We start from the raw sequence: 20542 nt of genomic DNA on the forward strand, positions 1-20542 counted from the left end.
ATTCCTCTGTAGTTCAGTCGGTAGAACGGCGGACTGTTAATCCGTATGTCACTGGTTCGAGTCCAGTCAGAGGAGCCATATTTAGAGAAGCCCGCTTAAGGAAACTTAAGCGGGCTTTTTGCTTTTAAGCTGCCAGTTGCATGAAATAAGCAATGAGCGAAACGTGAACGTTAAAAGAGCGATCGCGACATCAACCATCACGCCACCGGGTTCCCGGTAGCAGGCACGATCACTGAATTGTCAGCCGTAACGCTAAAGCTTGCGGGTATGGATCAAAGTAATTCTGCGTCAGCAAATAGGCATCCTGATATTCCGCCAGATAATGTTTCAGAAGCGTCATCGGGGCCAATATGGGCAACAACCCTGCACGATAATTGAGGATTACCTCTCGCAGCTCTCCGCGCTGGCGCATCGTTAGCTGGTTACGGAAGTACCCCTGGATGTGCATCAGCACGTTAGTGTGGTTTTTACGCGAGGCAGGTTTCTTCAGGATCGTCATTAACTTATTGCGGTAGACCGCAAAGAAGGCATCCAAATCCTCCCACTCATGCAGCGTCGCAACGAACGGACCAATCTCCCGATACCCTGCCTGATGGTGCGCCAACAGCTGCAGTTTATAGCGGCTATGAAAATCCAGTATCGCCCGCCGCGTTAGGCCCGTTTTGCGCAAGGTATTAAGCGCATGCAACGCAAAAACTCGTTCGACAAAGTTTTCGCGCAGAACCGGATCGTGCAACCGACCATCCTCCTCCACCGGCAGCCACGGATATTTTTCCATCAGCGCGGCGGTAAACAGCCCCACCCCCTCCTTGCGCCCACGATTCCCTTTCTCGTCATAGAGGCGCACGCGCTCCATGCCACAGCTGGGTGATTTCGCGCAGACGATAAAACCAGACAGTTCACCCAACCCGGTCAGATATTCCTCGCAAAAATCGGCCATTTTAACGGTCACATCTTCGTGGGGCGCATGGCTAAGGCGCATGCGAATCTGTCCAACGGAGGTTTGCACCAAACGCAGCGCCGGTCGGGGCACCGGCAGGCCGATCGCCATCTCCGGGCAGACGGGCCGAAACGTCACCCACTGAGCCAGTCTATCCATGACAAACTCCGTCCGCTTATGCCCGCCATCAAAGCGGACGGCAGCCCCCGTTAAACAGCCGCTGATCCCAATGACGGGTTGCGTTTTCATGACATTCTCCTCGCTATTGTGCTTTACGGGAGAAGAAGAGCGTCACCGTGCCAACGGAGAAGCCAAATTTCTTCATCTCGGTTTTATTGAACAGATGATGACCGTCCTGCAGATACATCCAGTCATCAAAATTGAGCAGCCAGGTTCTGCCTCTGGATGTCACATTCATGCTGTAATGCCAGTTGAACGCGTTGCCCGCTGCCTGTCCCTTCGCGACGCCTTGAATGTCGCCGGCCGTGCCCTCGTAACGATCGGCGCTAACTTTTCGGATATGCCATACCCTCTGCTGTTTCTCGCCATCGTCATACACAAATCGCTCGTTGAGGGTCAGCGTGTCCCCTACGACATCACCGTTTATATCGACATGGAAGCGACGAAGCTGTGTGCCGTTGCGGTCCTGGACCATCCCCCACGCCTGCGTCTCCCCCTGAAAATACTGAAAGATATCCAGCGTCGGCTGCTGCCGGCGATAGTCTGCAATTTCAGCGCTACAGCCGGTGAGCTGCATCAACAAGGGCAGGATTAGGATCAATAAACGTTTCATTCATCACCTCCGGTGAGCTGCTGCCGCAACTCGGGATATTGGGTGCGGGGACCCAGCCAGATCGCGAGAAAGTTTTCACTGAACGCCGCCGATTGTGGTGGGCCTAGCGGGATAAAATGCCTTTGTGTTGCAGACATGCGATACCAGAACTGCCCCCGCCTTGCTTTTTGCACAAACGCCAACTGCATTCCCGGCACGACGTCTGGCCATATGTTTCCCAACATACGCAGCCATGACTCACTCAGCGCTTCACGCGCCAGAATGCCCTGCGCCCGCCACTGTTCACGCGTGGCATCCACCAGTTCCTGACGTTCAATCGTGTGCTGATAGGAGATAATCAGCGCTTGATCTTCCCCCAACCCACGATATCGCCCCTCCGGCGTGCGCAATTGCGAGGTATAAATCGTAAACGGCCCCCAGGTGAGCGTCGCGTCGCCGACTTTTTGCCAACTTAACCAGTCTGCCGCGCCCGCAAACGGCGCAATCGCCATGAATCCCAGCAGCATCAGTAAGGCAGGTTTCATTGTCGTGGCCTCATGAGAATATGGAAAAACAGTATCAGCGCCAGCCAGCCCGCCGCCAACAAACCAACGACGACAGCGGTCGGTTTCAGAAAGGCAATCGCGCCCAGACGTTCCCCCAACAGGTAGGCAGCCGGCCCTCCGCCAGTAGCCATCAGCGCCAGCTGCCAACCCGGCAAGGCGGTCGAGCAGACCAGGTGCGTCCACAGGGCGGCGAACATCAGCCAGAGCGCAACCATCCATAGCGGCAGCAGCGCCTCTCCGTGAAAATCAACCAGCCCCGCCAGCGCCCACAGCGCGTCGAGCCCACTGCCCGCCGCCGCCAGCGCCAGCGCATGCACGCGCTGCGTTGGCGGGAGCAAGAAGCAGGCTAACATCGCCAGCGCAAGCCACAACACCACGCCCCGCTCGCGAAATAACACCACCATGAGCCAGTAAAGGTCGAAGCCGACGGCGAGGATAAAGGCCTTCAGATGGCGACTCATACTCGCTCCGCCGTCAGCTGTACCACGCTGATGGTTCGGGCGTTAAAACCGGCTTCACAGTAGCCGAAGTAGTACAGCCACATGCGGCGAAAATGCTCATCAAAACCCAGTTTTTCAATCTCCTGCCAGGCATGAACAAATCGTTGCCGCCAGTGGGCCAGCGTCCGGGCATAGTCGGGTCCCATATCGAACAGATTGCGAACCACAAAGTCGGTATGCTTTGTCATCAAACCGCTCATCGCGGTGATACTGGGTAAAAAGCCCCCCGGAAAGATATAGCGCTGAATAAAATCGACGTTTTTGCAGTAATCGAGATAGCGCTGATCCTGAATGGTAATGGCCTGAATCGCCATTTTGCCTCCAGGGCGCAGGCGCGCCTGACAGGTACGGAAAAACGTAGGCAGAAAGCGCTGCCCGACCGCCTCGATCATTTCAACCGACACCAGTTTGTCGAATTCCCCAGTCAGATCGCGGTAGTCGCACAGCAGCACTTTGACTCTCTCTTGTAAACCTGCGCGGGTAATACGCGCGGTCGCCCAGGCAAACTGTTCCTGAGACAGTGTCGTGGTGGTCACGCGGCATCCGTAATGACGCGCGGCATATTCCGCCATCGCCCCCCAACCGGTGCCTATCTCCAGCAGATGATCATCCTCAGTCAGCGCCAACTGTTCGCACAGTCGGGCCATCTTGGCCTGTTGAGCCTGCGCTAACGACTGTTCCGGGCAGGTGAACAATGCGCAGGAATAGAGTAAATCCTCATCAAGAAAGTGCGCGTAAAACGTATTGCCAAGATCGTAATGCGCGGCGATGTTTTCCCTCGCTTGTTGCCGATGGTTACGACGCGTCCAGTGACGCAAGCGCTCTACGGGCCTGCCCAGCACACGAAAACCGCTTTCCAGCCGCCCCAACAAGGCGCTGTTGAGTGCGAATATCTGGAGTAATGACGTTAGCTGCTGTGTTTCCCATTCACCGTCCATCCAGGCTTCTGCCGCCGCAAGACTGCCGCCTGTCAACACCCGCCAGTACACCGCGGGCGATAGAATCTGCAGGTCAGCGCGCAATTCTGCCGAGGCATCGCCAAAATGAAAGGTCTGCGCCCCTTCCCGCACCGTGAGTGAACCTTTGCGAAGGCCGCTCAGCACACGAAAAAGGAGCCAACGCGCAAAGCGCAGATTGCGCGGAATATCAGGTTCAAGCGCAAAGGCGGGTTCGATCATGATCGCTCACTCCTGCTTGCAGGGTGGTTGTAAAGAGGGACTCGCTTGAGCCACAGCCGCAACGCCTGCCAGTAAATTGCAAACACCGTTTTCAGCGTCATGAACGGCAGGCGCAACAACAGTGAACGCAGACTCGCCTGCGTCAACGGCTCGCGTTTAAGCATCAGGGTGGCATCAAAAATCTTCGAGGCCTGATGGTTCTCGATATGCATATGCAGCGTTTTGCCCGGCGTATTAAATCGCCAGTGATAGACCATCTCCATCGGGTTAAACGGCGATACGTGAAAGGCTTTTGCCAACGGGCGCTTTTTCTGCGCGTCGACGGCGTAGTAATGGCGCTCATTCCAGGGCGTATTGCGAACCTCCGCCAGCACCCAGCGCAGGAGGTTCGCGCGGTCATAACAGTAGTAAAAATTGACCGGGTTAAAATGAAAACCGAAATAACGCAGCTGCGTCAGAAGCATCACGCGCCCCTCGGGACGCTCGCCCGTCAGGGCGGCAAGCTGATTCAGCGCGTTGTCTTTTAACGGGGTTCCCAGTGGGTAATCCGCATCATGAAAAGCCGCTGCGGCGAAGCGATTACGCCGCACGCCCACGCTCGGAAGTTGCGCCAGCTCATCGAGATCGATCCACGCCATAAACACCCGATAGCTAAACCGGTGCGTTGTCGGCTGGAGGCGCTGGTGCCGCAATACGCCGTGGTACAAGCAACTGTTCATTTAGCCCCCCGCTCCTGCAGCAATACCGTGCACCACATCCAGCGCGCTGCGCACGCCATCCTCGTGAAAGCCGTTGTACCAGTAAGCCCCGCAGAACCAGCTTCGACGCTGGCCGTTAATCTCTGCCCGACGAGCCTGCGCCCGCCAGCTTTGGGGATTAAACAGCGGATGCTCATAGACGAAACGTCGCCAGACGAATCGCTCTTCAATCGAGCTGTCCGGATTAAGGGTCACGCAGAACAGTGGGCTTCCTTCAGGTAATCCCTGGAGAATATTCATGTTATAGGTAACGCAAGCGCTCGCTTGTTCCTGCCCACTAAGGCGATAATTCCAGCTTGCCCACGCGCGCTCGCGAACCGGCAACCAGCGCCGATCGCCGTGCAGAACCACCTCGTTACGCTGCCAGCCAATGCCCCCCAGCACATTGTGTTCTGCGGGGCTCGCATCCTTAAGCAGGCGCAACGCCTGCGAAGAATGACAGGCAAAGATCACCTGATCGAAGGTATGGGTAGAGGCCACCAGCTGGATTCTGATTTCGCTGTCGGAACGAATCACCTGTTGCACAGGCGTATTGAGATACAGCGTCAGACGTTCGCTCAACTGCGTCAGCATCTCGCGAACGTACTCCCGCGAGCCTCCCGGAACCACGTACCACTGCGGGCGATGCCGGATATCCAGCAGGCCATGATGCTCAAAGAAGCGTAAGAACAGCGGCAGTGGAAAGCGGCGCATCTCCTGAAGCGAAGATGACCAGATGGCCGCGCCCATGGGCAGAATGTAATGGCGGGCAAAAAACGCGCTGAAGTGATGCCGGTCGAGGAATGTCTGTAGGGTCGCGTTCGCATCAACCTCATTTAATGCCTGCTTCGCCAGACGATTAAAACGGACAATCTCCTTCAACATGGTCAAAAATGCAGGATTGACCAGGTTTTCACGCTGGGCGAAAAGGGAAGCCAGCGTATGGCCGCTGTACTCCAGGCCGCTTTGCGGATTATGCACCGAAAAGCTCATCTGCGTTTTTTGTCCCTGGATGCCCAGTTCGCTCAGCAAGCCCATAAAACGCGGATAGGTTCGGTCGTTATAGACAATAAACCCGCTATCAATCGCGAAACTCCCCTGCGGGGTAGCCACATCCACCGTGGCGGTATGGCCGCCAGGGGTCGGCGCCGCTTCAAAAAGCGTCACCTGGTGGTGCCCTGCAAGACGCCACGCGCAGGTTAATCCGGCAATGCCGCTGCCAATGATAGCAATTTTCATGAACGCACCATCCTGCGCAGCAGAGCGCGCTGGAGCCCCTCAGGCAGTCCGGCCAGCAGACGCAGCAGCAGGCCAAAGCCGGCAGGAAAAACAATATTGTTTTTTCCTTTCGCCAGGCCACGGCGAATCGCTTTCACCGCATACTCCACGCTGACCTGAAACGGCATAGGAAAATCGTTTTTACGGGTAAGCGGTGTATCGACAAATCCCGGCGATACGACGGTCACGGCAATGCCTTTCGGCTCCCACTCCAGACGCAGACTGTTGGCAAACCAGGTTAACGCGGCTTTAGAAGCGCCGTAGGCTTCAGCCCGGGGGAACGGCAGCCAGTGCGCCATCGAACTGACCAATACCACACGATTACCGGAGGTTAACTGTGATTGAAGCGCGGCCAGGCAATTGATGGGGCCCAGGTAATTTGTTGCCATGACGCGTTCGATCCGTTCTGCGTCTACCCAGCCGTGGTCGAGATATTCACAGGTACCGGCGCAGAGAATGACAAGATCGGGCGTGCAGTCCGCCAACGCCAGGCAACAGGCATCTCTGTCTGTCATATCGAACAGACGTATTGTGAGGTTGGGATGAGATTGGCGCAGCTGTTCCAGCCGTATAGGGTCGCGACCGCAGGCAATCACGTGGCAACCGTCATCAGCCCATGACTTTGCGAGCCCGGCGCCGATCCCGGAGCTTGCGCCGGTAATGAGAACAGTCATCATGCGCACACCCTCCGTTTCACTCCGCGAACGACCCAACCCAAAAGCGGCAGATGCTCATAAAGCATCTCGCCCGCGTCGTAGTAATCGCGCTGGCGAACAATCTTCTCCCCCTGGAACTCCACCATCGAGCATCCCGGCAATGAACGCATTTCACCGCCGGCGATACGCGGATGCGACCAATGCATGTTCCACGTCACGGCAAATTGCCCGGCTCCACGCAGAGGAGGATCAATGGCGAATCGGCAGGTGTTCACATTCGCCAGCAGATGCGTGAAATAGCGCTTGATGGCCAACAGCCCATTGTGTTCCCCGAAGGGATCGACCAGGACGGCGTGCACGTCGTACAACCCAGCAAGCGCCATGACGGTCTGGCGATCCAAACCGGCGTAATAATCAACAAATCTGTCGATGACGAACGGCTGCGCGCGCATAAATTCTGCCTTGAGGGTGAACCCCATCACGTGGAACATAATTAAAACTTACACAATCACTTTAATTTGTCCAAGTTTTGCGAAAAAATATTTTAAACTTTTTTTAATTCAATTGGTTGAAGTGTTTTTTGGGGAAGCATAATTCCTAACCACTGAAAAAGTGGTCAGTCCGCACCCGCATGAAGGGGAATGACAGAAGGATTAAAGTGAGATCACATCGAGGGAGCTGACCTGCTGCTGCCAGAGCTCTATCTGTTTTTTGCGGGCCACGGTGAGCTTGCCGGAAGTGACCAACAACCATTTACGATCGGGAAAGATGTTGGGGGCCAGGGTTGCGGGCGGTAAGGGAAGCACATCAATACGATGCCCCTGCCCAGTGCGACAAAGCGCTTCAAGCCAAATCTCGCAAGGATCTGTGAGATGCCAGCCGGTAATCAGGTAATTATCGCCCGGCGCACGCTTATCCCCTTCCAGACAGAACGAGGTGTAGGAGATGATAATACCGTCGAGGATTTCACGCAGCGTCATCATAGCCGGCACATTGGCCGAGACTTTACTGCGCAATGGACGCAATACTTCGCTAACCAACTCGGGACGGGGATACTCGCGCCCCGCGTCGTATACCAGCTGGCGCAGGGATTCAATTTTTCCTTCTTTCAGGCGCTGCAGCATGTTCTCTTGCAGGGTGAACCAGTTATTCGTTCGCCGTGCGCCAGGACGGGCCAGCAACGGTTTTACCTGGCTAACCGGGACGCCTTTTTTGACCCAGTCGAGAATTTTAAGCGCCTGTTGGATATCGTCATCGTTATACAGCCGGTGCCCGCCATCCGTACGCTGCGGCTTGAGAAGCCCATAACGACGCTGCCAGGCGCGCAATGTCGTCGCGGTTATTCCACAAAGCCGCGCAAATTCGCCAATGGAGTAAGACATACAGAACACCCAATAACAAAGAAGAATCTCAATATACTACGAACTGCGTGGATAGGATAAAGTGAAAACGGCTTACTCTATCACTCAAACACCCTGACTTGCCTCACGTTTAGAGACCACCGCCAGTGAGTCATGACGGGTGTTTTGCCTTCATAACGCCAACGCTCCCCCTAGCGAAACCCACTCTTTTATCTAAGAAGATTCCTAACCGAGCTGACGGAAATGCCTTCCTGACGCCAATACGCGGATTTACCCGCCGATTTACAACAATAATTCTGTAAAAACAATCGATAAGCCAATCTCTCTCGCTCAGCAAGTTGCGTCTATCCTTTCGCTATGGGCGCCTGCCGCCCATCGTTCGCTGCAGATCGCGGCATGCGCGTTTCTGGCTGTTCGGGTTTCGGTTTTATTCCATCGCGCGCTTCCATTCATCATGTTGAATTTCACAGCAATCTCTCAGCAACAAGGAGTGTTTATATGGCTTACGTCATTACCGACAGAGAAAAACTGCAAGCGATTTGGGAGGCCGCCAAAGCCGGCGACTGGCCAGCGGTATATGCCGCATCCGTCGATGCGCTCACCGATCCCAACCATGCCAACCAACCTATTCAAGGCGTGGATATCGCGGTCTATACCTGGATCAAAGGCGCCTATGGCGTGAACTCGAATCAGGGGGCGTTTGCCCATTACATTCGCGACCAAACCAAGCTGCAGTATGAGCTGCGCACCGGGCATGTGCCCGATGACTGGGAGGCGCGCATTCAGAATGCCTCCGACAACATCGCCAAAAACTTCGCCAAAACGCTGTTTGGCGTCGATCTGAGCAGCGATCCCAACGCGCCGCTGCCGGATGCCCCGCCCACCAGCGCCAAAGTGCCGGACATTCACGAGGTCGGCCTGATCGACGCCGGCGCGGCGGCGTCCGAGGTGTTCACCGATGCTTCCTCGACCGGCGCCCCCAACTATTCCCCCTGGGCAGGCACCACGCTGTTCTCTTATTTAGGCGATACCTCGTTCTTTACCGAATGGGTGGCCACCAACGATACCTCGCCTTTTAAGGTCGAAAGCGGCACCTACGATTTGATTGCGGCGGCGCAGGTCTCCATGCAGATGAAAAACCTCAGTTACGTGGTTGAAACGCTGCTGGCGGGCGAAGTGCCCACCTATTTGACCACCCTCGGCATTGGCCACGAGACCATCCGCCTCGCCGCCGAAGCAGCGCGTGATTTCTACACCGAATCCTACGGCAGCAGCGTGACCGGCGGCGGCAGCCTCATTCCCGGCAAGCTGGATATCGGCTCGGCGATTTTCAACGACATTGCCGACGTGCTGTCCACGCCGAATCTGTACCGCGTCGGTACGCTGCATGACGACGATTTCACGCTGGCGTTCGGCAATATCGCCGTTAACACCGGCAGCGGCGACGACACCATCAGCGTGCCGCGCGGCTGGCAAAACAACGCCGGCAACTATGGCTGGACGGTGATCGACGGCGGCAGCGGCCACGATACGGTCGATTATTCCAGCCTGTCGCACGGGGTAAACCTGAAGTTTGACGCCCAGGGCAGCTACGGCGGACGCGGGGTGATCGAGAAAAACGGCATCGGGCTGTATGGCTTTAAGGACGGGCTGTACAACATCGAAGCGGTGAAACTGACCGACTTTAAGGACAACGTCACCTTTAACGATCGGGTGCTGACGCCGGCCAACGGCCTGGAGGTCAGCCTGGGCAAAGGCTCCAGCGAGATTCGTTTCGAGCACGGTTATACCACTGCGCCGGGAGGGAGCGCGCCGCAGGATTATCTCGGCGTGAACCTGAGCATGCTGTCCAACGATGTGCCTTTCCCCAACAGCCTGCTGAATATTCCCGTGAAGCAGACCCACAATATCTACATCGACGACAGCTTCGAGCTGGGCTTTTTACAGGCCTCCTCCCTGTCTATCGACAACCACCTGCTGGCCTTCGGCGCCGAAGGATCAAACAGCAGCTTCTCACTGAACTACAATGCGCAAACCCATACGCAGGATCTGTCGATATTCATGCAGGGCGAAAGCGCGCTCAATCAGCACGTCGTCAATATCTACAATTGGGATCAAGGATACTTTGGCATCAATCTGGAGCAGCCGGCCATTCAGCTTGTCGGTTTGCAAACCGTTACGCCGCAAGAACTGGCGGCCGCCTAAGCGAAGCCCGCCGGTTTACCGGCGGGTTGTTTACCTGCGGCGCGACGGCTCAGGCCCCATCCCGTTCCGCCACCCGCGCCAGCAACGCCCCCAGCAACGCCAGGTCGACCAGCAACGCCAGCGCGAAACAGCTCCCCCTCACGCCCGGCGCGGCGTAGGCTTGCACCAGCGAAGCGGCAATCACTACGGCCACGATAGTCACCACCGTCGTCAACCTGCACGCCACGGTGAACGCCGCTTTCACCTCCACCGCCGTGCGGTAGGCAACGCCCTGCCCCAGGCCGCCGAGGGCGAGGCCCGCCAGCAGAGCCGGCCAGTCATGGCCGCCGAACAGCATCAGCAATGTGAATAGCCATCCCACCGCCGCCAGCAAAAAGCCGTGGCGGAGAATCGCCAGCGCAGGCCGGTTCCGCAGCGGCTGCCAGCGGGCCAGTGCGGCGCCGCCGAGAAACGCCAGCGCCAATGCCGTCAGCAGCATCAGGGTCGCGCCGATGCCCTGCAGGCTCTCCGCCTCCAGCAGCAAAGCGCCCGCCGCGACCGGCACGCTGAGCGCCAGGGCGCTCGCCGCCGTTCCCGTGTGTGTCATGGCGCCCAGGGCGCCGTTGTTGATAGAAAGGCTCATCGCTCACTCCCGATAGGGTGGAAATGATGAAATAAATTCATTTCCCTGTTCACATATCAGTAGCCTATCTCTTGTATAATCGGTCAGACAAACTCATAGTTTTCAGCCTTAGATGAGAATAACTCAGCCATGAGAAAACCCCGTTTGCCGCCGCTGGGCGCGCTGCGCGCTTTCCACGCCGTGGCCGGCTGCCGCAGCTTCAAACTGGCCGCCGAGGCGCTGGGCGTGAGCGCGACGGCGGTCAGCCACCAGATCAAACTGCTGGAATCGGTGCTGGAATGCCGGGTGTGCGAGCGCAGCGCGCAGGGCGTCAGCCTGACCGAGACCGGCGAGATCCTGTATGCCGGCACCCAGCGCGCCTTTGCCGCGCTGGAACAGTCCGTCGCCCAAATCACTCGCGCCCGGCAGCCGCCGGCGCTGACCGTCACCACCACCTCCAATTTTCTCACCCACTGGCTGGTGCCGCGCCTGGCGGATTTCAAGGCGGAGTTTCCCGCCATCGATCTGCGCCTGCACACCAGCGTCGAACGGGTGGATCTCAGCCAGCGCACCGTGGACGTCGCCATCCGCTACCGCGAAACGCCGGAAAGCGATCTGCACTGCACCCTGCTGCATGAGGATCGCTTTATCGTGGTCGCCAGCCCGGCGCTGGCGCTGGCGCGCATCGAGGATTTGCAGCGGGTGACGTTGTTTCACGTGGCGCATCGGCAGGTGCCCGCCGACTCGCCGACCTGGGAGAACTGGCGGCGGCGCTACGGGCCGGAAGGGTTGAACGTGGAAGCCGGGCTGACCTTCAGCGACGAAACCCATGCGCTGCAGGCGGCGGTGGCCGGCCAGGGGGTGGTGATCGCCAGCCGGCTGCTGGCGCGCGATTTGTTGCAGCGCGGCGTGCTGGCCGCGCCGTTCGAGATGGCGTTACCCGGCGCCAACTACTATCTGGTGGCCACCGAAGAGACCGCGCAGCGCCCCGATATCATTGCGCTGCGCGAGTGGCTGCTGCGGCAAATGGCGGCAGGCTAACGGCTCTCGGGGGCAATTTCGCCCAGGCGGATCGCCACGCTGATCGCCTGCGCGGTGGTGGCGGCGCCAAGGCGCCGGCGAATGCGGCGCAGGTGGTTTTCCACCGTGCGTTCAGACAGGCCGAGCATCGCGGCGATATCCGCCTGTCGTCGGCCGATGGCGGTCCAGCTCAGCACCTCACGCTCGCGCGCCGACAGCCGGCCTTCTTCTTTGCCGGCCGCCGGTTCAAACAGCCGCCGCGCCGCCAAAAAGGCCGCCGTGCCCACCAGCGACAGCGCCAACCGCACCGGCGGCGAGGCGTCGATGCGCTCGCCTCCCAGGCTGACGGCGCCCTCCAGGCCGGCGGGGCCGAACACCGGGATTTGCACGCCGTGCAGGCCCGCGCCGCGCGGCGTGCGCACAATCCGGTAGCGCTCTCCCTGCTGCGCCCGGGTCTTGGTCCAGAAGAACGGCTCGCTGGCCCGCAGCATGTGGCGAGTCACCGGGCAGTGCCGCACGTAGGTCAGCGCATCGACCGCCTCCCCCTCGCCGAACCAGTCGCCTTCGACCCAATAGATATGCTCGATCCCCGCCTCCGCCGTGGCGGAAGCGGAAAACAGTACAAAGCGATCGAAGCCGAACGGCGCGGCGAAGGCGCGAACCCGCCCCTGAATGGCGGACAGGGTTCGCTCGTGGTCCATCGCCAACGCCGTCTGGAAAGCGCGCTGCGCGATCTCGTCGCTCATCGCGCGGCGACGTCGGCCAGCAGCGTCTCCGCCGCCAGTTTGCCGAGGTTGTTGGAAGCCAGCGGGCTGTCGCCGGTCAGCAGGCGCCGATCTTTATGCACCTTGCCGGTGATGTCGGCATTGACGATCTTCACGCCCAGCTCACGCAGGCGTTCGCCCACCAGCCAGGGCATCGGGCCGGGGATATAGCCGATGTCGATGTTGGCGCCGGTATCGAGAGCATCCGGGAACACGCACATCTCATAGCCGCGATAGAGGAAATCGTCTTTGCTCTCACCGATGCCCGCCGCCAGCAAACCGGCCGGCCCGTGGCACAGCGAGATCACGTAGCGATCGTTGTCATGGGCCCAGTGCAGCGTCTTTTTCACCTCTTCACTGAACGGGATATCATTGAGCACGCCGTGGCCGCCGGGAATGAAAACGCCGAGGTAGTTGCCGCCATCCAGATCCTTCACGACTTCCGTCAGCTTTTTCGGCTGCTTGAGTTGGCTGCGGTACTTCTCATAGGTGGCCTTGACCGCTGGGTCTTCATGCGGGAACGCCCACATCTCCAGCTTCACCGGATCGCCGGACGGCGTGGCGATGTCGATCTCGAAACCGGCCAGATCCAGGTGATACATCGGCAGCAGCATCTCGACCGGATGGTTGCCGGTGGAGAAGAACTTGCCGTTTTGCATCAGCAGGTAGCGCTCCTGCGAGGCGATCATCAGCACCTTCCACTTGCCGCCGCGATAGGCGTTCGGGTAGCTGGCGCCCGTGAAGTCGGTTTTGGACGAGGTGTACTGGCTGAGGGAGTAAGGTGATGGGAAGAACGCGTTGTCTTCCGCCACATCCGGGGTGGGATTACGATCGTTGGATACTGAATCAGTCATGATTATCTCCATATTCACCGTTGCATTTCTCTTTCAGCTTAAATAACCGCCGGCGGGGCCGCAATGAGGGATATCCCTCAATCGCCCTCGCACTGGCGGCGCTCAAGCGGGGTGCCGTAGCGCGACAATGAACGTTTCTTCGCTGACGCCGGCATATTCGTACCGGCACTTTCTCACCGGCACCTGGAAGTAGCGCTCCAGGATATCCTCTTGCAGCAAGGCGTTTTTATCGCCAAACACGCACTGTCGCTTATTCATCAGCAGGCACTTGTCGGAGATGCGATCGGCGTAATGCAGAAAATGCGTATTCAGCACGATCGTCATCTGCCGCTCTTTGGCGAGACGCCAGAGCATCTCGATCATTTTTGCCTGATTGTAAAAATCCAGGTTCGACTCCGGTTCGTCGAGGATCATGACGTCGGGGTCCGCCGCCAGCGCCTTGGCGAAATAACACATCTGTAGTTCCCCGCCGCTGATCTGATTGATGTTTTTCTGCGCCAGCGGCGCGATCTCCAGCGCGTGCAACACCGCCTGCGCCTTGGCGAAATCTTGCCGCCGCGGCCCGGCGAACCACCCCGCCTGGCGAGCGCAGCCGAAAGTGACAAAATCGAGCACGCCATACGCGAAATGCGGCGTTTTCGCCTGCGGCACATAGGCCAGTCGGGCGGGCCGATTGTCGATATGGCCGATCTGGCACACGCCTGACAAGGGCCGGCACAGGCCCGCGACATGTCTCAGCAGCGTGGTTTTACCGGCGCCGTTCGGCCCGAGCACGCTGAGGATCTCACCGCGTTTCAGATGAAAACTGACGTTGTCGAGAATGGGCTCACACCCTTTGAACCCCAGGGTCAACTGGCTAACGGTGATCATGTTTGCTGCTCATAATAAAAAGGAGGGCGAAAAGCGGCGCGCCGATCAGCGCGGTCAGGATGCCGATCGGGATTTCAGCGTAGGTGGCGCCTCTGGCGATATTGTCGATCACCAGCAAAAACAGCGCCCCGCTCAGCGCCGAAGCCGGGATCAGGCGACCGTGGTTATACCCCAATACGCTTCGCACCAAATGCGGGATCACCAAGCCGACCCACCCCACCACGCCGGCCAAGCTCACCGAGGCGGAAACCAGCAGAGAGGCGGCGATCAGCAACAGGATCTTCAGCCGGGGCGGATTCAGACCGGCGATGCGCGCCTCGTCGTCTCCCAGCGAGAGAATGTTCATATTCCACCTGAGCCGGTAGATAGTCAGGTAACACGCCGCAAACAGCGGGATCAGCCAATAAACTTGCGCTTTCGCTACCGAAGCGAAGCTGCCCATCAGCCAGAAGACGATCGCCGGCAAGGTATCCTGCGGATCGGCGACATATTTTATGACCGAGACAAACGCGATAAACAGCGACGCGATAATCATGCCGGACAAAAGCGTGGTGAGCGCATCCTGCCGGCGTTTGAGGCGGCAGATGCCGAGCACCAGCAACAGGCTCACCACGCCGAAAAGAAACGACAGCAGCGAACTCAGGGCAAAAGGCAAACTCAATAGAATGCCCAGCGCAGCGCCAAAGGCGGAGGCGGAAGACGTGCCCAGCACGTCCGGGCTGGCCAATGCGTTTTTCAGCACCGCCTGAAAGGTCGCGCCGGCGACCGCCAACCCGCCGCCCACCAGCATCACCGCCACTACCCGCGGCGCGCGCAGGTTAAAAATCACCGAATAGCGGGCCTGGTTTTCCCCCGGCATGTTCCCCTGCCATAAAATCTGCGCCACATCATGGGCCGACAAGGCGTAGCGGCCGGCAAACAGCGATGCGAAGGCGACTGCACACAGCGAAATGAACAATCCCGCCATGATCGCCGCATATTTTCCTCTGCCCGGCATCCCCAAGCTCCTCCAATGGATTAACGCTATTCAACCGTGGCGCTAGCGTTGCGCCAGCACCTCATCCAGCAACCGGTCCGGGATCGCGTAGGAGAACATCGTCCGATAATAACGACGCGTCTCCTGCCGCAGCGTCTTGTCGCTAATGTCTTCGGGCGCGTATCGGTTGATCATGAACAGCGGCAACAGTGACGTTTCCGCCGACAGGCCCCCCCAGTTGTGAATGCCCACCGGCGTCGAGAAAACCTTGCCGTTTTTCACAGCCCTGAGCGTCTCCCACGCCTGGCCGGGGATCCCCCCGTGCAGCAGCGCTTTTGCGCTGCCGAACACCACGAAAATCACATCCGGATCCCAGGCCATGATCTGCTCCATCGACACGTTGATGTACCTGCCGGCATCGCCCTTCACCGGCAAATCCCCGGCGACGTTATCCATGCCGGCCATTTTGAGATAGGTGTCGCCGTAGGTGTGCGGGCCGCTCACCTTCAGCTGCCTGCCGTCGCTTTCTTCCAGATATAACGCCCTGACGTGCTGCGCGCGGATGGCTGCGGCATAGGGGCGGATCTGCTTCAGGGTCCTTTCCCAGGCGTCTTTGAATTTATGCGTGCGCGGCAGGCCGAGGGTGTCGGCGAAGGTATTTTCCCAATACACCTGGGTGACCATCGGCTGGTATTTGGTCTTCCCGCCGGCGTCCAGATCGACCGTCATCACGCCCGCCCTTTCCAGCCGATCGTCCTGGCTTTTGCCGTAGTAATAAATGATGTCGGGCCGCAGATTCATTAACGACTCCATGTTGACCCGATAGTCCTTATTGATGAAATCGGACGTGATCCTGCCGATGTCAGGCTTCATGTCTTTCAACACATGCATATCGGCATGCATGAATGCCCAGGGGCCGACGCCGACGACGTGCCGATAGGCCGCCTCGTTGGCCAGGATCACGCCGAAGGGGCAGTTGCCGGTGATGACGATCCGCGGGTAGCTGCCGGGCAGCGTTTGCGCCGCCACGCTCTGCGGCAGCGCGGTCGCTTCCGGCTGGCTGGCGCCGGCGCAAGGCAGCATCGGCAAAGCGGCTATCGCCAGCAAGGCGGTGGCGATGAATGTCAGTTTTACGGCCATGAGGCCTCCTGCGCGCACGCGCAATGGCGCGCGTCGATGAGCGGTGTCAGGCCGAGGCGGCGATGCCGGCGGCCATGATGGTGATCCCGGCAACGAAAACGATCGCCGCGGTGGCGACCGCGCCGCCGCCGACCAACGCGGCGGTTTTTCCTTCGGAAATCTCTTTTCGCTGCAGGAAAGAGAGTTGCGACAGGGGAATGATTTTTCCGCTGTCGGCAACGATGTCTTTCGGTTCAACCTTCGCAACCGTCAGCTCGCCGCTGCTGCCGTCCTTCAGGCCGTATTTCAGCCGATCGCCGACATACACCGGCGGCTGCAACAGATAATACGGGCTATTGAGCCCCGCCTCTTTTTGTTGCAGCGCCACGTCGTGGTAGGTCGAGCAGCCGCTGAGGGAAAACGCCGCCATCCCGATAATGAGCGGCACCAGGTGGATGAATCGCATGGGAAACCTCGAACGTGCTTATTTGCTGGTTTTTAACGTAACGGCGGACTTGAAGCGCATATAGCTCACGGCCAGAGAGAGAAACGAGAACGCCGCCCCCGCCATTAAGCTGATAGTCGTCGCTTGCGCGCCGCGCATATTGAAGAAAATCGCCACTAACGCCGAACCGACGATTTGCCCGATCAACCGGGAACTGCCCAACAGACCGCTGGCGATGCTGCTGTTTTCATGAGAGACCGAGGTCATGATCAGCAGGTTGTTCGGTGATTGAAACAGGCCGAAACCGATGCCGCACAGCGCCACACGCCATACGATCGCCCCATTCGACGGATCGGCCGGCAGGTTGGCCATCAGCAGCATGCCGGCCAACAAGCAGGCGAGGCCTGACAGGGCGACGAGATTGGGATCGTATTTCTTGGTCAAATCGCCGGAAATCAACGACGACACCATGGTGGCCAGCGGCCAGGCGGTCAGCAGCAGACCGATTTCCACCACGTTTCTTTGCAGGACATTGTGGAAATAAAAAGGCAGCGATACAAAAGCCAAAAGCTGGGTGCTGTAAGACAGCATCGACATCAGCAAAGACAATGACAGCGTCGGGTTATGCAGCATCGCGACCGGGATCAGCGCGGCGTTGGCCTTTCTTTTCTGATTGATGTACAGCCACCCGGCCAGTCCGGCGAATACCGCAAAGCTCAGCGCCGCCGCCGGCAGATGGCGGGTGGTCATGCTCATCGTGCTGAGCGAGAAAGCGATAAACAGCACAAACACCAACAGGGCGCCCCCGCTGTCGAAGCCAACGCTGCGCCGCTCGCGGGAGCCCAGAAATATCATGCTCAGCAGCAGCGACAGGCAGGCGATGGGAACATTGATGGTGAACAGCCAGTTCCAGCTCGTTTGAGAAAGTATCGCCGAGGCGATGGACGGCCCGGCGGCGGCGGAAACCGACACCACCATCACGTTAATCCCCAGGCCGCGCCCCAGCAGCCTTGCCGGGTAGATCTCCTTGATCAGCGCCGCATTGACGCTGAGCACCGCCGCCGCGCCGAAGCCCTGTATCACTCGGAACGCCGTCAGCATCGCCAGCGTGTCGGAAAGCGCGCAACCCAACGAGGAGAAAGCAAACAGCACCACCCCGGCCATAAAGATTTTTTTATTGCCCACCGCTCTGCCCAGCGCCGCAAAGGGCATCAACGACGCGACGACGGCAAACTGGTAGGCATTGATAATCATGATGGAAGCCGATTCGGAAACGGCGAAATCTTTCGCGATCACCGGCAGCGCTACGTTGGCGATGGTGCTGTCGAGCATGGCGATGACCGTGCTTAACGAGACGGCGAGAACCGCGAATAGATTTAGCGTCTCTTTTTCCTGGTGTTTAAAAGTCATGTTAACGCTCCAAAAACGTGGGTGTCTTTATGCCGGCATGCCGGCGGCAAAGACGCCGTTTTTATCAATTTTTGTAATTACGTTATAACATATCATTACTGGATGGTAATAAATCTCATTTGAAATATTGGATTGCATAGTGTTTCAAAATAAGAATTAACAAATACAATACAAATAAATCACAATATAAATACCCAATTAAATAGCCATACTCGGTATAAAAAACCGGTTTATTTATAGAATGACATTAAAAGTAACAGGCGCTAACAGACAACGATGATGCCGGCATAAATTGTTATGTTATAACAAATCAACCTTCCCTTTATGCGGGTTAACCTTATGGCTAAGAAGGACCTTTTGAACACGCGCTTGTCCCGCCGCAGAATGATGCTGGCCGGGCTGGCGGCTCTGGCGCTCAATAGCGCCGTTTCTCCGCTGGCTAGCGCCCACGGCTTGCCACGCCCCAAAAAACAGGCGGGCCCTCAGGGTGCGCGAAAACGATTCCTGGTCATGTTGGATCCCGGCCATGGCGGCATCGACTCCGGCGCCATTGGCCACACCGGTTCGCTGGAAAAACATGTCGTTCTGGCGATCGCCAGAAACGTGCGGGCGCAGCTCGATCGACACGGCATCGATGCCCGCCTGACGCGCGACAGCGACGTTTTTATTCCGCTGTACGATCGAGTGGAGATCGCGCACCGGCACGGCGCGGATCTTTTCATGTCGATTCACGCCGACGGCTTTACCTGCCCCAGCGCCTGCGGCGCTTCGGTCTTTGCGCTTTCCACTAAGGGCGCCAGCAGCGCGATGGCGAAATACTTATCGAACAGTGAAAACGCGGCGGACGATCTCGCCGGCCCCCACGTCATCAAGAAAGATCGCTATTTGCAGAAGATACTGTTTGATTTGGAACAAACGGAAACCATCAAAGAAAGCCTGACGCTGGGCTCGCACCTGATCCAACATATTGCGCCCATCCATCATTTGCATGCCAAAAATACCGAACAGGCGGCCTTCGTGGTGTTGAAATCCCCGTACATTCCTTCGGTATTGGTGGAAACCTCGTTCATCACCAACCCCGAGGAAGAAAGGCTGCTGGGCACCCCTGCATTCCGAAATAAAATCGCCACCGCCATCACGCAGGGGATCGTCAGCTACTTTAAACACGTCACGCACGCTTAAGCTTCACCAGGACGGCAAGCCGGCCGGCTTGCCGCGCACAGGGACGGCGTCATCATGATAAAATGCAATCCTCGCGCTTTTTCGGCGAGCCTGTGGCTCCCGCTGCTGGCCCTGTTGCCGCGCAGCGCCTTCGCCGTGCCGCTGACGGTATCGCAACACAGCAGCCTGAATTTCTACGGCACGATTATCGCCAGACGCTACAGCGGCCAAAGCGAACGCGACGACGGCGACCGCAGCTATCTCTATTTCGGCCTGATCGGCAAAAAAAAGATCGCGCCGCGCTGGCGGGCCTACGCCCATTGGGAATATACCGTCAGCTTCGCCGACGCCACCCGAAACAGCACCCGGCTCGCCTACCTCGGCGTGCAGAACGCCGCTCTGGGCAGCCTCGATATCGGCCGCAACTGGGGCGTGCTCTATGATGTGACCGCCCTGACCGATCGCTCCCCGCTGTTCAGAGAAATGGCCTACAACTACATCGACAACTTTATGCGCGGCCGGGCGCACAACCTGCTCACTTACCGCAAACCTTTCAGCCTGTTTCAGCGGCACGCCGCCCTCGCGCTGCAGTATCAGTTCAAAGACGGCGACGATCGACAGGCGCTGGGCAAACAAAACGGCAACGGGTTCGGCGCCTCCTTCCGCTATGCGCTGACGCCGACGCTCAGCCTCATCGCCGCCGCTTCGGCGTCTCAAACCACGCAGCGGCAGCAACGCGCCGCCGGCTATCGTCGGCGCATCGATACGCTGGCCGAGGGGGTTCTCTATGCGTCGAAAAAAATCTATCTCGCGGCCGTGTTCACCCAAAGCGACAACGCCATCAGCCCGCAACAAACCGCTAACCGCGGCTCGGCGTCCAGTTATGAAGCGCTCGCCAAATACCGGCTGACGGACCATATTCAGCCCAACATCGGCTATACCCGTTTGATACAGGCCCGGGCAGGCCGCAACACCGACTTATTGAACTACGAGGAGTTGGGCGTGACCTGGTTGCTCAATAGCAACATGCAGGTGTTTATTAACTATGAATTCAATAACCTTTCTCGGCACGCCCCCGGCGTCGATGCGTCGGACAAACTCGATATGGGCATCAGCTATCACTGGTGAC

The 20542-nt window shown here is 58.3% G+C and carries 22 protein-coding genes and 1 tRNA gene; 5 read left to right on the forward strand and 18 right to left on the reverse strand.

Annotated elements, in window-relative coordinates:
* Positions 1-2 precede the first annotated feature (2 nt).
* A tRNA-Asn gene (locus H7A77_RS22300) sits at positions 3-78 on the forward strand.
* A gap of 151 nt (positions 79-229) precedes the next feature.
* Here H7A77_RS22300 and H7A77_RS22305 read toward each other — a convergent pair.
* The 10 genes from H7A77_RS22305 to H7A77_RS22350 all read right to left on the reverse strand — a co-directional run bounded on the left by H7A77_RS22305 (position 230) and on the right by H7A77_RS22350 (position 8009).
* On the reverse strand, positions 230-1189 hold the full coding sequence (locus H7A77_RS22305) for a DUF523 and DUF1722 domain-containing protein (protein ID WP_072628488.1): 960 nt from the start codon (positions 1187-1189) through the stop codon (positions 230-232).
* A 13-nt stretch (positions 1190-1202) separates the two neighbouring features.
* Positions 1203-1733, reverse strand: coding sequence for a DUF3833 domain-containing protein (locus H7A77_RS22310; protein WP_072628487.1), 531 nt, complete (start codon positions 1731-1733; stop codon positions 1203-1205).
* Positions 1730-2257 carry a hypothetical protein gene (locus H7A77_RS22315; RefSeq protein WP_072628486.1) on the reverse strand — a complete coding sequence of 176 codons (528 nt, stop codon included), beginning with the start codon at positions 2255-2257 and terminating at the stop codon, positions 1730-1732. Before H7A77_RS22315 ends, H7A77_RS22310 begins: the two co-directional genes overlap by 4 nt.
* Positions 2254-2739: a DUF2878 domain-containing protein gene (locus tag H7A77_RS22320; protein ID WP_072628485.1), complete on the reverse strand. Its 486-nt coding sequence runs from the start codon at positions 2737-2739 to the stop codon at positions 2254-2256. The genes H7A77_RS22315 and H7A77_RS22320 overlap by 4 nt, the downstream gene beginning before the upstream one ends.
* Positions 2736-3956, reverse strand: coding sequence for a cyclopropane-fatty-acyl-phospholipid synthase family protein (locus tag H7A77_RS22325; RefSeq protein ID WP_072628484.1), 1221 nt, complete (start codon positions 3954-3956; stop codon positions 2736-2738). Before H7A77_RS22325 ends, H7A77_RS22320 begins: the two co-directional genes overlap by 4 nt.
* The gene (locus H7A77_RS22330; RefSeq protein ID WP_046896428.1) at positions 3953-4675 is read right to left on the reverse strand and encodes a DUF1365 domain-containing protein; all 723 of its coding nucleotides are present in this window, start codon (positions 4673-4675) and stop codon (positions 3953-3955) included. The genes H7A77_RS22325 and H7A77_RS22330 overlap by 4 nt, the downstream gene beginning before the upstream one ends.
* Positions 4676-5932, reverse strand: a complete 1257-nt coding sequence (locus H7A77_RS22335; protein ID WP_147838506.1) for an NAD(P)/FAD-dependent oxidoreductase — start codon at positions 5930-5932, stop codon at positions 4676-4678.
* Complete coding sequence (locus H7A77_RS22340) at positions 5929-6648, reverse strand: SDR family NAD(P)-dependent oxidoreductase (RefSeq protein WP_046896426.1); 720 nt, start codon at positions 6646-6648, stop codon at positions 5929-5931. Before H7A77_RS22340 ends, H7A77_RS22335 begins: the two co-directional genes overlap by 4 nt.
* On the reverse strand, positions 6645-7079 hold the full coding sequence (locus H7A77_RS22345; RefSeq protein WP_147838527.1) for a nuclear transport factor 2 family protein: 435 nt from the start codon (positions 7077-7079) through the stop codon (positions 6645-6647). The genes H7A77_RS22340 and H7A77_RS22345 overlap by 4 nt, the downstream gene beginning before the upstream one ends.
* A 201-nt stretch (positions 7080-7280) precedes the next feature.
* Positions 7281-8009, reverse strand: a complete 729-nt coding sequence (locus tag H7A77_RS22350) for a MerR family transcriptional regulator (RefSeq protein WP_046896424.1) — start codon at positions 8007-8009, stop codon at positions 7281-7283.
* A gap of 477 nt (positions 8010-8486) precedes the next feature.
* Here H7A77_RS22350 and H7A77_RS22355 point away from each other — a divergent pair, with 477 nt between their 5' ends.
* Positions 8487-10193, forward strand: coding sequence for a hemolysin (locus H7A77_RS22355; RefSeq protein ID WP_147838507.1), 1707 nt, complete (start codon positions 8487-8489; stop codon positions 10191-10193).
* Between the two features lie 49 nt (positions 10194-10242).
* On the opposite strand, the gene H7A77_RS22360 is transcribed toward H7A77_RS22355, so the two are convergent.
* A complete protein-coding gene (locus H7A77_RS22360; protein WP_108681436.1) occupies positions 10243-10815 on the reverse strand; it encodes a hypothetical protein in 573 nt (190 codons plus the stop codon).
* Positions 10816-10944: 129 nt separating this feature from the next.
* On the opposite strand from H7A77_RS22360, the gene H7A77_RS22365 reads away from it, so the two are divergent.
* Complete coding sequence (locus H7A77_RS22365; RefSeq protein ID WP_089191999.1) at positions 10945-11835, forward strand: LysR substrate-binding domain-containing protein; 891 nt, start codon at positions 10945-10947, stop codon at positions 11833-11835.
* On the opposite strand, the gene H7A77_RS22370 is transcribed toward H7A77_RS22365, so the two are convergent.
* The 7 genes from H7A77_RS22370 to H7A77_RS22400 form a co-directional block, all read right to left on the reverse strand.
* A complete protein-coding gene (locus H7A77_RS22370) occupies positions 11832-12560 on the reverse strand; it encodes a PA1136 family autoinducer-binding transcriptional regulator (protein WP_042784996.1) in 729 nt (242 codons plus the stop codon). The genes H7A77_RS22365 and H7A77_RS22370 overlap by 4 nt on opposite strands.
* Positions 12557-13432 (reverse strand): glyoxalase III HchA, encoded by an 876-nt coding sequence (gene hchA, locus H7A77_RS22375; RefSeq protein ID WP_033643728.1) that lies wholly within the window; start codon positions 13430-13432, stop codon positions 12557-12559. Before hchA ends, H7A77_RS22370 begins: the two co-directional genes overlap by 4 nt.
* 102 nt (positions 13433-13534) lie before the next feature.
* Positions 13535-14302: an ABC transporter ATP-binding protein gene (locus H7A77_RS22380; protein WP_108681440.1), complete on the reverse strand. Its 768-nt coding sequence runs from the start codon at positions 14300-14302 to the stop codon at positions 13535-13537.
* Positions 14289-15299, reverse strand: a complete 1011-nt coding sequence (locus H7A77_RS22385) for an iron ABC transporter permease (RefSeq protein ID WP_033643730.1) — start codon at positions 15297-15299, stop codon at positions 14289-14291. The genes H7A77_RS22380 and H7A77_RS22385 overlap by 14 nt, the downstream gene beginning before the upstream one ends.
* A gap of 42 nt (positions 15300-15341) precedes the next feature.
* Positions 15342-16418, reverse strand: a complete 1077-nt coding sequence (locus H7A77_RS22390) for an ABC transporter substrate-binding protein (RefSeq protein ID WP_255443898.1) — start codon at positions 16416-16418, stop codon at positions 15342-15344.
* A 46-nt stretch (positions 16419-16464) separates the two neighbouring features.
* Positions 16465-16863 carry a hypothetical protein gene (locus tag H7A77_RS22395; RefSeq protein WP_255443899.1) on the reverse strand — a complete coding sequence of 133 codons (399 nt, stop codon included), beginning with the start codon at positions 16861-16863 and terminating at the stop codon, positions 16465-16467.
* Positions 16864-16881: 18 nt separating this feature from the next.
* Entirely contained in the window at positions 16882-18252 is a 1371-nt protein-coding gene (locus H7A77_RS22400; protein ID WP_042785000.1) for an MFS transporter, read from the reverse strand.
* Positions 18253-18591: 339 nt separating this feature from the next.
* Between H7A77_RS22400 and amiA the strand changes: the two genes are divergently transcribed.
* Positions 18592-19434, forward strand: coding sequence for an N-acetylmuramoyl-L-alanine amidase AmiA (amiA, locus tag H7A77_RS22405; RefSeq protein WP_033643732.1), 843 nt, complete (start codon positions 18592-18594; stop codon positions 19432-19434).
* A gap of 54 nt (positions 19435-19488) precedes the next feature.
* On the forward strand, positions 19489-20541 hold the full coding sequence (locus tag H7A77_RS22410) for a porin (protein ID WP_033651859.1): 1053 nt from the start codon (positions 19489-19491) through the stop codon (positions 20539-20541).
* Position 20542 lies beyond the last annotated feature (1 nt).

Source organism: Serratia sp. ME47, from assembly GCF_903970925.1.
In the GTDB taxonomy this organism is placed as follows: domain Bacteria; phylum Pseudomonadota; class Gammaproteobacteria; order Enterobacterales; family Enterobacteriaceae; genus Serratia; species Serratia ureilytica.

Coding starts and splice junctions, on each gene's coding strand:
- H7A77_RS22305 (WP_072628488.1), bottom strand. CDS start 1,189: ATGAAAACGCAACCCGTCATTGGGATCAGCGGCTGTTTAACGGGGGCT.
- H7A77_RS22310 (WP_072628487.1), bottom strand. CDS start 1,733: ATGAAACGTTTATTGATCCTAATCCTGCCCTTGTTGATGCAGCTCACC.
- H7A77_RS22315 (WP_072628486.1), bottom strand. CDS start 2,257: ATGAAACCTGCCTTACTGATGCTGCTGGGATTCATGGCGATTGCGCCG.
- H7A77_RS22320 (WP_072628485.1), bottom strand. CDS start 2,739: ATGAGTCGCCATCTGAAGGCCTTTATCCTCGCCGTCGGCTTCGACCTT.
- H7A77_RS22325 (WP_072628484.1), bottom strand. CDS start 3,956: ATGATCGAACCCGCCTTTGCGCTTGAACCTGATATTCCGCGCAATCTG.
- H7A77_RS22330 (WP_046896428.1), bottom strand. CDS start 4,675: ATGAACAGTTGCTTGTACCACGGCGTATTGCGGCACCAGCGCCTCCAG.
- H7A77_RS22335 (WP_147838506.1), bottom strand. CDS start 5,932: ATGAAAATTGCTATCATTGGCAGCGGCATTGCCGGATTAACCTGCGCG.
- H7A77_RS22340 (WP_046896426.1), bottom strand. CDS start 6,648: ATGATGACTGTTCTCATTACCGGCGCAAGCTCCGGGATCGGCGCCGGG.
- H7A77_RS22345 (WP_147838527.1), bottom strand. CDS start 7,079: ATGCGCGCGCAGCCGTTCGTCATCGACAGATTTGTTGATTATTACGCC.
- H7A77_RS22350 (WP_046896424.1), bottom strand. CDS start 8,009: ATGTCTTACTCCATTGGCGAATTTGCGCGGCTTTGTGGAATAACCGCG.
- H7A77_RS22355 (WP_147838507.1), top strand. CDS start 8,487: ATGGCTTACGTCATTACCGACAGAGAAAAACTGCAAGCGATTTGGGAG.
- H7A77_RS22360 (WP_108681436.1), bottom strand. CDS start 10,815: ATGAGCCTTTCTATCAACAACGGCGCCCTGGGCGCCATGACACACACG.
- H7A77_RS22365 (WP_089191999.1), top strand. CDS start 10,945: ATGAGAAAACCCCGTTTGCCGCCGCTGGGCGCGCTGCGCGCTTTCCAC.
- H7A77_RS22370 (WP_042784996.1), bottom strand. CDS start 12,560: ATGAGCGACGAGATCGCGCAGCGCGCTTTCCAGACGGCGTTGGCGATG.
- hchA (WP_033643728.1), bottom strand. CDS start 13,432: ATGACTGATTCAGTATCCAACGATCGTAATCCCACCCCGGATGTGGCG.
- H7A77_RS22380 (WP_108681440.1), bottom strand. CDS start 14,302: ATGATCACCGTTAGCCAGTTGACCCTGGGGTTCAAAGGGTGTGAGCCC.
- H7A77_RS22385 (WP_033643730.1), bottom strand. CDS start 15,299: ATGCCGGGCAGAGGAAAATATGCGGCGATCATGGCGGGATTGTTCATT.
- H7A77_RS22390 (WP_255443898.1), bottom strand. CDS start 16,418: ATGGCCGTAAAACTGACATTCATCGCCACCGCCTTGCTGGCGATAGCC.
- H7A77_RS22395 (WP_255443899.1), bottom strand. CDS start 16,863: ATGCGATTCATCCACCTGGTGCCGCTCATTATCGGGATGGCGGCGTTT.
- H7A77_RS22400 (WP_042785000.1), bottom strand. CDS start 18,252: ATGACTTTTAAACACCAGGAAAAAGAGACGCTAAATCTATTCGCGGTT.
- amiA (WP_033643732.1), top strand. CDS start 18,592: ATGGCTAAGAAGGACCTTTTGAACACGCGCTTGTCCCGCCGCAGAATG.
- H7A77_RS22410 (WP_033651859.1), top strand. CDS start 19,489: ATGATAAAATGCAATCCTCGCGCTTTTTCGGCGAGCCTGTGGCTCCCG.